Origin of the sequence: Alkaliphilus oremlandii OhILAs (assembly GCF_000018325.1) — a bacterium.
In the GTDB taxonomy this organism is placed as follows: domain Bacteria; phylum Bacillota; class Clostridia; order Peptostreptococcales; family Natronincolaceae; genus Alkaliphilus_B; species Alkaliphilus_B oremlandii.
In genome coordinates this window covers 1514923-1527372 of record NC_009922.1, presented here as the reverse complement: position 1 = coordinate 1527372, position 12450 = coordinate 1514923, and the positions used below count along the sequence as shown (strand labels likewise).

Annotated in this window: 16 protein-coding genes; all 16 read right to left on the bottom strand. The window is 35.0% G+C overall.

Annotated features, from left to right (window positions below; all coding sequences use genetic code 11):
- Positions 1-23 precede the first annotated feature (23 nt).
- The 16 genes from pyrR to CLOS_RS07235 all read right to left on the bottom strand — a co-directional run bounded on the left by pyrR (position 24) and on the right by CLOS_RS07235 (position 12398).
- Positions 24-554, bottom strand: a complete 531-nt coding sequence (pyrR, locus tag CLOS_RS07310; RefSeq protein WP_012159274.1) for a bifunctional pyr operon transcriptional regulator/uracil phosphoribosyltransferase PyrR — start codon at positions 552-554, stop codon at positions 24-26.
- A gap of 19 nt (positions 555-573) precedes the next feature.
- Positions 574-1500 carry an RluA family pseudouridine synthase gene (locus CLOS_RS07305; protein ID WP_012159273.1) on the bottom strand — a complete coding sequence of 309 codons (927 nt, stop codon included), beginning with the start codon at positions 1498-1500 and terminating at the stop codon, positions 574-576.
- 33 nt (positions 1501-1533) lie between these two features.
- A complete protein-coding gene (lspA, locus tag CLOS_RS07300) occupies positions 1534-1968 on the bottom strand; it encodes a signal peptidase II (RefSeq protein ID WP_012159272.1) in 435 nt (144 codons plus the stop codon).
- 84 nt (positions 1969-2052) lie between these two features.
- Positions 2053-2733, bottom strand: coding sequence for a TraR/DksA C4-type zinc finger protein (locus CLOS_RS07295; RefSeq protein ID WP_012159271.1), 681 nt, complete (start codon positions 2731-2733; stop codon positions 2053-2055).
- Positions 2734-2743: 10 nt separating this feature from the next.
- Positions 2744-3049: a DUF5665 domain-containing protein gene (locus tag CLOS_RS07290; RefSeq protein WP_041719110.1), complete on the bottom strand. Its 306-nt coding sequence runs from the start codon at positions 3047-3049 to the stop codon at positions 2744-2746.
- Between the two features lie 64 nt (positions 3050-3113).
- Positions 3114-3902, bottom strand: coding sequence for a 3-deoxy-7-phosphoheptulonate synthase (gene aroF, locus CLOS_RS07285; RefSeq protein WP_012159269.1), 789 nt, complete (start codon positions 3900-3902; stop codon positions 3114-3116).
- A gap of 13 nt (positions 3903-3915) precedes the next feature.
- The gene (locus tag CLOS_RS07280) at positions 3916-4614 is read right to left on the bottom strand and encodes a 5'-methylthioadenosine/adenosylhomocysteine nucleosidase (RefSeq protein ID WP_012159268.1); all 699 of its coding nucleotides are present in this window, start codon (positions 4612-4614) and stop codon (positions 3916-3918) included.
- 105 nt (positions 4615-4719) lie between these two features.
- Positions 4720-5199 (bottom strand): DivIVA domain-containing protein, encoded by a 480-nt coding sequence (locus CLOS_RS07275; RefSeq protein ID WP_012159267.1) that lies wholly within the window; start codon positions 5197-5199, stop codon positions 4720-4722.
- Positions 5200-5222: 23 nt separating this feature from the next.
- Complete coding sequence (locus CLOS_RS07270; protein ID WP_408626279.1) at positions 5223-6020, bottom strand: YlmH family RNA-binding protein; 798 nt, start codon at positions 6018-6020, stop codon at positions 5223-5225.
- 8 nt (positions 6021-6028) lie between these two features.
- The gene (locus tag CLOS_RS07265) at positions 6029-6301 is read right to left on the bottom strand and encodes a YggT family protein (protein ID WP_012159265.1); all 273 of its coding nucleotides are present in this window, start codon (positions 6299-6301) and stop codon (positions 6029-6031) included.
- A 49-nt stretch (positions 6302-6350) separates the two neighbouring features.
- Positions 6351-6791: a cell division protein SepF gene (locus CLOS_RS07260; protein ID WP_012159264.1), complete on the bottom strand. Its 441-nt coding sequence runs from the start codon at positions 6789-6791 to the stop codon at positions 6351-6353.
- A gap of 27 nt (positions 6792-6818) precedes the next feature.
- Positions 6819-7523 (bottom strand): YggS family pyridoxal phosphate-dependent enzyme, encoded by a 705-nt coding sequence (locus CLOS_RS07255; RefSeq protein WP_012159263.1) that lies wholly within the window; start codon positions 7521-7523, stop codon positions 6819-6821.
- 9 nt (positions 7524-7532) lie between these two features.
- Entirely contained in the window at positions 7533-8831 is a 1299-nt protein-coding gene (locus CLOS_RS07250; RefSeq protein ID WP_012159262.1) for an HlyD family efflux transporter periplasmic adaptor subunit, read from the bottom strand.
- Between the two features lie 264 nt (positions 8832-9095).
- Positions 9096-9476 (bottom strand): hypothetical protein, encoded by a 381-nt coding sequence (locus tag CLOS_RS07245; protein ID WP_012159261.1) that lies wholly within the window; start codon positions 9474-9476, stop codon positions 9096-9098.
- An 18-nt stretch (positions 9477-9494) separates the two neighbouring features.
- Positions 9495-11258, bottom strand: coding sequence for a DUF4153 domain-containing protein (locus CLOS_RS07240; protein WP_012159260.1), 1764 nt, complete (start codon positions 11256-11258; stop codon positions 9495-9497).
- A gap of 201 nt (positions 11259-11459) precedes the next feature.
- Positions 11460-12398, bottom strand: coding sequence for a tetratricopeptide repeat protein (locus CLOS_RS07235; RefSeq protein WP_012159259.1), 939 nt, complete (start codon positions 12396-12398; stop codon positions 11460-11462).
- Positions 12399-12450 lie beyond the last annotated feature (52 nt).

Sequence of the window (12450 nt, the reverse complement as noted above, 5' to 3'; positions counted from 1 at the left end):
AAAATAGACTGCCTATGGGCAGTCTATTTCAATAATACGCTATTATTACCGTCAATCTCTTTAATCTGTACTTTGATAATCTCCTCTTTTGATGTGGGAACATTTTTTCCTACGTAATCTGCTCTGATGGGCAGTTCTCTATGACCTCGGTCTACCAGCACCGCCAGTTGAATGACTTTAGGTCTCCCGATATCTACCAAAGCATCCAAAGCCGCTCTCGTGGTTCTTCCAGTGTATAGCACATCATCCACTAAGATCACAGTTTTTTCATTGATGTCAACTTTAACGTCAGAGCCATGTACCACTGGGTCTAACTGCTCTTTTGTTAAGTCATCTCTATACAGAGTAATGTCTAATATACCGACGGCTACTTCACTGCCTTCTATGGTTTTTATTTTTTCTGCCAATCGATTGGCTAAGGGAACGCCTCTCGTTTTGATTCCTACTAAAATTACATCTTTACTGCCCTTGTTCTTTTCTAGAATTTCATGGGCAATTCTCGTAAGGGCACGATTAATTCCACTCTCATCTAAAATCTGAACTTGCTTCTCCATCACAGTACCTCCTAAAATATTATTCTCTAGAATAATTGTTTCTCAATACCCTTAATACTTTATTAAAATATTCTGGTAGGTCCGATGTAAATTCCATGTATTCCTTTGTTTTTGGGTGGATAAAACCGAACACTTTAGCATGAAGAATCTGACCTTTTAAGTTGAATTTTGAACTTTTAGCACCATATAAAGGATCGCCAACCAGAGGATTCCCAATATAGGATAGATGAACTCTAATTTGATGAGTTCTTCCAGTCTCCAATTTCGCTTCAATATAGGTAAAGTCCCTAAAGACTTCCAACACCTTAAAATGGGTAACAGCATGCTTTCCATCATTCATAACGGCTCTCTTTAATCGGTCCACAGGGTGACGTCCAATAGGTGCATCTACTGCCGCCTCTTTTTCTCTGATATTGCCAACCACAATCGCATGGTATTTTCGTGTATTGGTATGGGCTCTAAATTGTTCCGCTAATATTTCGTGGGCAGCATTGTTTTTCGCAACCACTAGCAGTCCAGAGGTATCTTTGTCGATCCGATGAACAATTCCCGGACGCATGGGACCATTTACATCGGAAAGCTGGTTTTTACAATGAAAAAGAAGCGCATTCACTAATGTACCCGAATAGTTGCCAGGTGCAGGATGCACCACCATTCCCTGTGGCTTATCCACTACAATGACATCTTCATCTTCATATACAATGGTCAGTGGAATATTCTCAGGCTCTATGGTTACTTCTTCAACCTGTGGCAGGTTAATTTCGATCTCATCGCCCAGTTTAATCATATATTTGGCTTTCTCTATCTTACCATTCACCTTGATATGGTGATCTTTGATCAGCTTCTGGATATAGCTACGGCTTAGCTCCTCATATTGTTCTGATATGTATAGATCTAATCGATTGTCCACATCTTCTTCTAGTACTCTTAATCTCTCTTGTTCCAAGAAATATCTCTCCTTTTACTACCAATGATTGTCTTATAGATCATATTTTATAATATAGATACTGACTAAAAAAGCACCAATTACCACAGCGGAGTCGGCTATGTTGAAGACTGGAAAATTAATCAGTGTAAAATTAAAGTAGTCGACGACAAAGCCTAATCGAATTCGATCGATAAAATTACCAAGGGCACCACCAACAATTAAACTGAGGCTGATGGTCAGGAAACGATTGGGCTTGTTATTACGAACGTAAAAATATATAGCACCTAAAATTATAATCGTTGTGACGACAAAAAATACTTTTTGATTTTGTAGCATCCCGAACGCAGCACCACGGTTCTCTACATAGGTTAAATGAAATACATTCTTGATAATAGGAATATCTTTTATTGGAGCAAGATATTTTAAAGTCAACACTTTGCTTAATTGATCGAATAAAACTACTGCAATTATTATGATATAGCTCATTATTCCTTTCTCCTTCCGATCATTTCCTTCAATTTATGATTATACCATTATCAAAAGAAAAAAGATACAAAATGTATCTTTTTTCTAAATATCACTTTCATCTTGTAAACTTTCAATGTTATTCTTATTTCCCGTGTATGGCAATTGGGATTTGTAATATTCTTCTGAGATATTCTCAATCGCCTCGACAGATCCGATGCTATAATCGTCAAATATCCCTAGCTGATCTCCAGTAGCAAAGGACGGATCATTCGAAATCTTATTGAATTCTTCTACAGCTTGGTATGCATCCTCTCCATCAAAGCCTGTATAATCCTCACCATCTTTGTTATTTCGTTCAAAAGCAGGGGACAAAATTTCTTCTTCTACGGATCGATCTGTGCTGAGCTTATAGCTTTCAATTTCTTTTTCTGCACAATCGATACAAGTAATGGATGCCGGCATAATTTCTAGTCTTTCTTCTAGAATTTTATTTCCACAAATTTGACAATTGCCATAAGTTCCTTCATTGATCTTTTGAACCGCATCGTCTATTTCCAGCAGTCTATTTTTTTCGTGATTTTCAAGATTATTCTGCATTTCCATCATAAACATTTCTGAGCCCAAATCCGCAGGATGATTATCATAGCTCGACAATTCCTCTGTATATTCCTTCATTGATGCATCTGTAGGATAATGGCTCTTCATCAACTCGATGGTTTTCATCACTTGCTTTTTTTCTTTTAGCAACTTCCCTCTAAAATATTCCAGTTTCTTTTTCTCCAATACAATCCTCCTATCTATAGGCGTCAATGATATCTAATAAATCTGCTATTACCTTACCGATAAATGGAAGCTTAACCCAACTTTGTAGTAAATAGATCACAATTCCAGCTAAAATAGTAAAACCAATGCCCATGCCCAATCCTCTAGCCAATCCAGCAATGAAATTCATCCAAATAATTCTTTTAGGGTTGGTTATCATTTCTGTATATTCAGCGATTCTCATATTGTCCATCTTTCGTGACAATCGCTCTACATGGCTCATATTCGTAATTTCTTTAGCTATTTCTTCAACTAGATTATCTCTATCTTTAGACATAGTTCCCTCCATAAATTTATTTTGCCCTATAGATTGGTTTTTATTAGTTTGTATTCAATAGAGTTTAATGATTGATTTCTTTCATCAGTATATGAAACTCTTCAAAATTTAATGATTGCTCTCCATCGGATAAAGCTTCACATGGATTTGGATGAATTTCTATCATAACACCATCTGCGCCCGCTGCCAAAGAGGCTTTTGTCATAGGTCGTATCAATTCCTTTCGACCCGTACCGTGGCTTGGATCTACTATAATTGGAAGCTTCGATAGATTTTTTATAATGGGTACAGCGGCTAGATCTAAAGTGTTTCTAGTATATGTTTCAAATGTTCGAACACCACGTTCACAAAGAATAATATCTTCGTTGCCTTCATACGCAATATATTCGGCTGCCATTAACCAATCTTCTATGGTGGCTGTCATCCCTCGTTTTAATAAAATCGGTTTTTGGGTTCTCCCCACCTCTTTTAAAAGGCTAAAGTTTTGCATGTTCCTGGACCCAATTTGCAAGATATCTACGTATTTACTTACCATTTCCACATCTCGTGTGTCCATTACTTCAGAAACCACTGGCAATCCATATTTCTCTCCAGCTTCTTTCAATAATCTTAAGCCTTCTTCTCCTAAACCTTGGAATGAATACGGAGAAGTTCTAGGCTTAAATGCACCACCTCTTAGGATATGACCACCTAATTTTTTGACGATATTGGCCGCAGCATCAATCTGTTGCTCATTTTCTATGGAACATGGTCCTGCGATCACAATAGCTTTTCCGCTACCGATCTTCAGATTTCCTATTTGGATTATTTTATTTTCTTCATGATTTTTTTTTCCTATTAAATTTAAATTCATATGCCATTCCTTCTTAAATTTGCTTTAACATTATTTTTACGATTTCTTTAGAGTTCGCTATGGCTTCCTGTACAAATTCGTTATAATTGGTACCTGCTGACCCGTCCGCCTTGTCTGACATGGCTCTAATCACAACAAAAGGGATGTTGTTAACATAGCATGTATGTCCTATGGCAGCACCTTCCATCTCTGTGCAATCTGCACTAAAGTTCTTGAGTAAATTTTCTTTTAACTTCATATCGCTTACAAATATATCGCCAGAAACAACTCTTCCTTTGATTACCTTATTATTTTTTAATACACGTTCTGATGCTGACACTGTTTTTTCAACCAAATGAGCATCCGCTGGAAAAATGAATGTGTCCATTCTAGGGATTTCTCCCAATTGATAGCCAAAACCTGTAACATCAAAATCGTGCTGAAGTACATCTGTTGAAACAACGATATCCATTACATCTAGTTCATCATTGATGGCACCTGCTACCCCTGTGTTGATCACCAAATCTACATTCAATTCACTGATGAGGATTTGCGTGCAGATTGCTGCATTTACCTTTCCTATACCACATCTTACAAGTACTACGGATTTCCCATAGATATTCCCTATGTAAAAATCAATATTCGCGATTGATTTAACTTCCTTTATTTCCATCTCCTCTTTAAAAACATCAATTTCCTCGTCCATTGCACCTATGATTCCGATTCTATTCATAGAAAATCCTCCTAATCGCCTCTAAATTAATAAAGCCGCATCCATCTCATGCGGCTTTATAACAATACTTTTTTAGTTGTATTATATACAGTATTAAAGTAATAGTCAAGCCGTTTGGCTATCTTCATTATCTTCAGATAGTTCATCATATTCCTTTACAAAAGAATCCAGCTGGGATTGTAGCAAAGTCTTAAATCTAGTTTTGAAGCTCTGCATTTGCTTTTTTGTATCTTCAAATTCATTTCTGATTTCTTCTACTTCTCTGTGTGCTCTAGCAATGATCTCTTTTCCTTTCATCTCGGCTTCTTCTATAATTAACTCCGATTTTTTATGAGAATTTGCTCTTAAATCTTCTGCTGCATTTTGTGCAACAATTAAGGTGTTTTTCAGTGTCTCTTCTATATCTTTGTATTTTGCCATCTGATGATGAGCAGTTTCAATTTTTTCTTTCAGCTCTATATTTTCTTTATAAAGCTTCTCATAATCAATCATGACCTGATCTAAAAATTCATCCACCTCATCTTCTTTATATCCGCGAATGCCTTTTTTAAACTCTTTATTCTGTATTTCTAAAGGAGTTATCATCTCTATTCACACCTCCACGCTATTTAAACAAACTTATGTACACTTACAACAATTCTATCGGACTTTGTTTTTCCTTCTATGGCAGCGATTTTTACTCTTCCTTTTCCCTTAACAGAAATTATATTCCCTTCCGTCACATCCTGTGCCGATTTTGTCGTGTTTTTCCAATTAACACTGACGCGTTCCTTCGATATCAGCTCCTGTGCTTCGCTTCGGGAAATCTTATACGCTAGACTCAAAATAGCGTCCAGCCTAAGGGAGGATACATTACCTCGGATCTCTTTATATTCAATCTTTGGTGGGATAATATCACTGATCTCTAATTCCTTTATTTTGACAGAAACATTTCCAACCTTATTTAAATTATAGAAAATATAGTCTTTAAGACTCTCATGTACGATTACTTGGCTTATTTCATTATGTACTATAATATCTCCTATTTTCTCTCTTTTTAAACCTAAGCCTAGGATCGCGCCTAGATAATCACGATGATTTAATTTTTCAAACTGAGAAGTACCTTTGATTTCAAATACAGCGATGGGTATCTCCACACCATAACCTTCTAAATATTCAGGAAAAATGGTAATCAATTTTCTTTCAGCTTCATCATACCCGCCAGAAACCACATATTGAATATCTCTTACAGTATGGAGGATTTCACAAGCCATAACAATTTCTTGTGGATTTAAAAAGTCCGTCGTCTTAATTTCATGTTTTTTTGATACAGCTTCTACTCTGTCCAAGATCTTGAGCATGGTATTTTTCAGTCCAAGATCTTGGATATGATCCACCAATCTTTCTTTGTTGTTCAATACGCACACCTCTTCAACTATAGCAATCTTAGAATGATACTATAAACTGTTTGAATTACAAACATGGCTAGTATCGGAGAAAAATCTAAGAATCCCTTATATCCAAATACAGTGTTGATCAATTGTCTTGCAGGTGCCAAAATCGGTTCTGTCACACTATAAATAAACTGAACCACAGGGTTATATGGGTTCGGATTAATCCATGGCAAAATAATCCGAATCAAAATTAAAATATTGATTACTCTAACTAAATAATACAAAGCAAGTGCTATAACATTTGGGGTAAACAATCGTTCAACCCCTCCCTTCTTTCAGATTAACAAGTTCCTACATCCTATCTTATTTTTGCCAAGGAAATACACCTTTATTTTTTAGTTCTTCTTTAATATTCCCAGATATATCGACATTATTTGGCGCTAAAATAAAAATTCCAGAAGATACTTTTTGTATATTACCATCCAGAGCATAGATGGCCCCATTTAAAAAATCAAAGAATTTTTTAGCCAAGTCCGGTTCTATATTCTCTAAATTGATAATAACAGGCTTTCTGTTCTTTAAATTATCAACGATATTCGGTGCCTCTTCAAAATTGGTAGGCTCGTAAAGAACAACCTTCATTTGAGTCGTTGTATGGATATTTACGACCTTATTTCTTTTGCTGTTCATTACGGGAACCAATTCATCCTCTATTTCTACAGTTTCTTCCTCTTCTACTTCTTCATCCTCAAAAACATCAAACCCCATAAATACTTTTACTTTATCGATTATCTTGCCAGACATAATTGACCTCCTTCATCATTTATTGCTTTATTTTTTAGAATAATCTCTTTCTCCAAATATTAAACTGCCCACTCTTACTAAGTTTGCACCCTCTTCTATGGCAATCTCAAAATCATTGGACATTCCCATGGATAAATATTTCATATGTACATTTTCTAAATCCATCGCAGATATTTCTATGGATAAATCCTTGAGGGCCTTAAAATATTGTCTGGCCTCTTCTTGGTTCTCTACATAAGGCGCCATTGTCATCAGCCCCAGTACTTTAATGTTGCCAAGTGCCGCTACTTCTCGAATAAGACTCTTTGCCCCTTCTTTATCTACACCATATTTCGTTTCCTCGCCAGATACATTGACCTGAAGCAAGCATTCAATAGTTCGACCAATTTCTTTTGCTCTACTATCAATTTCTTCTGCTAATCTATAGGAGTCTAAAGAATGTATCAGATCCACCTTATCAATAATATATTTCACTTTATTACGCTGGAGATGTCCAATCAGATGCCATTTTACAACGGGGCCTATAATATCATACTTTCTTACCAGTTCTTGAACCTTATTTTCTCCAACATGAGTAATCCCAAGTTCTATGGCTTGTTTTATCACATCGATATCTACTGTTTTAGTTACAGCAATGAGCTGAATCTCTTCTAAATTTCTATGCCCTTTCTGGGCAGCAATCTTTATTCTTTCCTGAACAAATTCAATATTTTTTTCTAATGACAATCTCATCACTCCTAATTACCTAATTCTTTGACCTTCTTTAACTTTAGAACCCTTCGTTACCACTTCATCGTATAGATTGATGGTTGCAACTTTCTCTGTTTTTTCAGCATCCTTGTCCGATTTTTTTTCAAAGTATCCATCATGGACGATGGCATATTCGAGATTGGAAGTCTTTATTTTAATCGGTTTAAATTGAACTGTTCCAGTAACATCTACCGTATATACACCCTTTATTCCATCTTTTTCTACGATCGATGAATTGGCAATCATAGTTCCTTCATATTTATTTCTAATAATATCTACGGTTAACTTTCTAATATTATAAATATTATCTACAAATTCATCCAAGTCGAAGACGATGATATTGTTGTCTTCCTCGGCTATCACTTCACGGATGAACGCTCTCAATTCTTTGTTTTGTCCCACAGGCCTTATTCTCAATGCATTCCCTTTTTCCATGCCAGCAGACTGTTCTTTACTGAGAGATACGATTAGACTCCATTTATAATTTTTTACAATTCTAATAATTGGTGCTCCCTCTTTTGCTTCCATAGAGGCATGCTCCATCTTTGAATCCTCTATCATCTTCAATTGATCACTATTAATATCGGTTATAGTTTTGTAATTCAATAATTCCTCTAGCCCATCGCTTCCTAAGGCTATAAAGCCAGGAGAATCACTATAGATCACTTGAACAGAAGCGTTTACTTTTTCTTCTAACCGTGTTTTTTGCTCCTCTAATTCACTTAAATTTTTTCCAGAAAAACTTTTTTCCCCTGCAATAATACTCTGTTTATTCAATAGATCCTCTAATTCACTTCTCATAGCATCTATTCTATCATATCTCTGATCCTTAATGTCCTGCTGAATGGATAAAATTAATCTTTGTATCTGATTTTTAATTTTTTCTATATCTCCTTGGAAAACACCTTTACTATTTTGGCTTTCTTTGATGTTTTCTAACCTTAAATTAATCGTAGCCAAATCTTTTCTTGTCCCTTCATCAGATTCATTAATGTAAACTTCAGCTAATTTTTCACCCTTGGAAACCTTTTTACCCTCATCAACAAAATATTTTATCTCTCCACTGCCCAAACTTGTAAAGACTTTCTCCTCCCGCACCACATATCCTGTAACTTCAAAGTTTTTCTCAATCTTACCGTATTGAACTGGATATGTGCTATTGGAAGATGCCATTAAAAGTGATGGCATTCTAGAAATGAAATATACTAAAATAACGAGAACAATAATATATGGTATTTTTTTTCTGCGTTTTCTTTTCTGAGTTCTTTTCTTCCTCTTTGTCTGATTCAAAAAATCACCTACCATCAATATTGATATTATAATTCTTCATTTTCTTAAAAAATCCTTCAAATATCAATAGATATTTTATAAAAAAGCTTCTAAAGGAGCATTATATGGAAGCTTTTTTTGAAACAGTCCAATGGAATAGGATTTTTCCATCCTTATAAAATAGAAAAATCCTTTCCACTGAACCATACGAACCTAGAACTCACGTTCTAGGTTCGTATGGAATATATTTACTTCAATGGTATGATACATCCTACTATCTGCCTACTAAAATTTAGTGAAAAACTTTCCATATCGACTGATAACCTTCAGTTTCTTTATAGACTGGATATTCAATCGAGCAACATCACGATCCTTTGTAATAATTGCAATGATGTTGTTGGATTTATTCGCTCCAATAATGGTTCCGATGAGTTTATTTTCATCTTCAAGCATTATTTTAACCTCATCGCCAGCCATTAATTCAATACCGCCCAGCATAAAATGCTTAATATCTAAATTTTTCAGATCCTCTTGATTCAATCCCTTATGATCTAAAATAATCATATTATTATTTAAATATAGCTTTTCCTTTAAAATCGTAAATATATACCCCATACTGGCTACGATAAATAAAACCATCATTGTAGATATCAACATATCCATCATAAATTCATCACTTCCTGACTATTGCATCTTTATCAATATATAGAACATCGGTGTATAGACCGTTACTTCTCCATCTATAGATTCTGAGCCCGAAATATGATTAAACACATATACAATCTCTAGAGATTGTGTTTTTTCTTCATAGGTCATTTCCTGTAAGCTAACTTCCTGTTTATCTTGATTGGCTTCACTAATTTTCTTATGAAGGTTGATTACAATATCATCCACATTACCGCTATAGATCGTTTCGTTGTTTTTCTTTATTGTTACGGTTCTTCCTTGGTCAGAATAGTATATGATCATTTCATTATTTGTGTCCTCTATTTTTGTGGAAGAGTAGCTGGTAAAATCGGCAAAGTAATCAAATCCTCTGATATCCAATACCTTACCATCCCTCAGCAAAGTATAATTGAAATATTTGTTGTCATATCCATTCCAATAATTTCCTTCGAGTTCAAATCCAAATACTGATTTTGTTTGATTGATTTCAAAATTATCCGGTACATATTTTAAATCTTCTAGCCACGCCTTATTATTGAAGTAGCGTAAAATCGAACTGATTTCTTCCTTATCTACCTTAGGTATATCTGGCGAAGGAATAATGGTATCGTCTGCTGAAATCATATGGTTCGCATTTAATATTTTTTCCAATCTATTATTTTGACTCCACTTTGAAATAGAGAAACTGCTGAATGGGCCAGTGACAGACACGATGGATATGAAAACTAATGAAATGGTAAAAACGATATTTCTCCTGCCCTTGTCCCATATACTATAAATCATACAGCCCGTTACCCATAATGCGGCAGCCAGTACGAGATATCGATTCACTGTAATCCCGTATGCACTTACACGAATTCCTATCGATATAAACATCATTGTCAATAAGGGGATGAGTGCTATTGGGAAAATCGCCATGAACTTTTCAACCCATTTGCTAGAGTTACGCAGTGGACTAATAAAAAACAATACAATTGTACTGATGATAGAAAACCAAAGTACAAGATTTGCAAGGATTCCATCGGGCCACTGTCTTGTAATGATGATCTTTATAAAATAAGCGTATAAGATCGTTGAATATGCTACAATTAAAGGCATTATAATATATAATAAAAGTACTTTTAGAACCTTTGCATATTGTTTGACATCTAATTCCTGTCTACTTTCAGGAATATCTGCCAAGAAGAATGCTGGTGCGAAAACACCTGCAACGATGATCCAAATATCGAAGTATATGTTACCCGAAATATTCACGGAGAATAACAAATCGACAGTCGCTATGATTGCCACAAGGCCCAGAAACAATATGCCGGAATATAAATAAGTGGTAACGAATCGATTAAAAAGCGTTACTACATAAAAATCATAGTTTTCTCTTTTAAAAACATAGGGTATCCATGAGAATATTAGATATAAGGCAATGCTATACGCAACATATCTTAAAACAGACAGCTCATTCAGCTGCTTCAGAAGAAATAAATAGTATAATACTAAACTTAAGGCTACACCTAAGTATATCCCTATTTTTACTGCTTTATTAAGGGTATCCTTCCTTTCAAAAAACACTTTCATACATAATGTCAGCGGAATACCGATGGCAAATACCATAGCAATACGCATTAGGTTTTCTCTGAGATCTGTACTGCTATAATCTAAATGATTTCTATAGATTAAAACCACAGCGGTACACAGGGCCATTAAAATTGTTTCTGGAAAACGTTTGGTACTAACAATTACTTTCTGAATTAATAGTTCTATATTTTTAATAATCTTTTTTAACATTGGACCTCACCTCTTTCAGGGTATTTTCGTCTATTGCCTTGGAAATAGTGATTTTTCAACATTTTATGATTCCAATACACATCGATGGTTCTTTTTGTCGAATCCTTTTTATCCGTGGAATGGAAATTTTCTTCCTATTTCAATTATACCACGATTCGTTCCTTTTACGCATTTTATATCTTCATGGTTCAACCGTAAAATTTAGTCTGTTTTTGTATTATTTTTGATCAATGTGTGATATTCCTCCGTCTGCTTTAAAGAGTCCAGTTCATCATCCTGAACCATATATTCTAAGAGGTCTGGGCTAAAGTCCGTTGCAATAGCTAAGTCCTTCAGAGCCATCTCTATATTTCCAAAGTGATGGGCATAAAGGCAGGCTCGATTATAGTAGAGTACGGAAGTCTCTTTATTATATTCAATTCCCTTTGTTAGTAGCTCTATGGATTCTGCATATCTTCCCATCTCTTTATAAATAATTCCTAAGTTCAAAAAGCTATTGGGAAAATTGGGATTCTCTTCTATGGCCGCTTCATAATATTGAATCGCTTCTAGCTTTTCTCCCTGTTTATTTAGTATGACACCCATATTAAACAACGCTTTAAAATTGGTTGGTTCAATGTCCAATGCCTTCTCCATCATAGCCAAGGATTCTTTATTTCTGTCCAATTCTTCATAGATGGATCCTAGATTCACATAAGCCCAAAATTCAAGAGGATTTATTTCAATTGTCTTTTGATAGTACTCTATTGCCCGATCCTTATCCCCTATTTCATCGTATGCATTGGCAAGGAAAAAATAGGCTTCTTCATAATAAGGATCTAATTCGATGGCTTTTTTATAATATTCAATGGCCTTGGAAAAATCCCCCTGATTATCATAGATGGTTCCCAAACCATAATGTCCCCTTGCTTCATTACCATCTATTTCCAAAATCTTTGTATAAAACTCTTTGGCAGCTTCTTCATTATTAAGTTCATCCTGTAAAAGTGCAATTTCCAAAAGCAAATCGATGTCTTCGTTTCCTCCCCTACAATGATACGCCTTCATGTAAAATTTTAAGGCTTTCATCGGCTCATCCTCTTCATTAAATGTATTGCCTAATACTTTGTAGTTTTCTACCATGTATTTATAATCTTTCATAGAATATCCTTCCCTTGTATATTTGAGCCTTATGTCTTGGCTTTCATATACA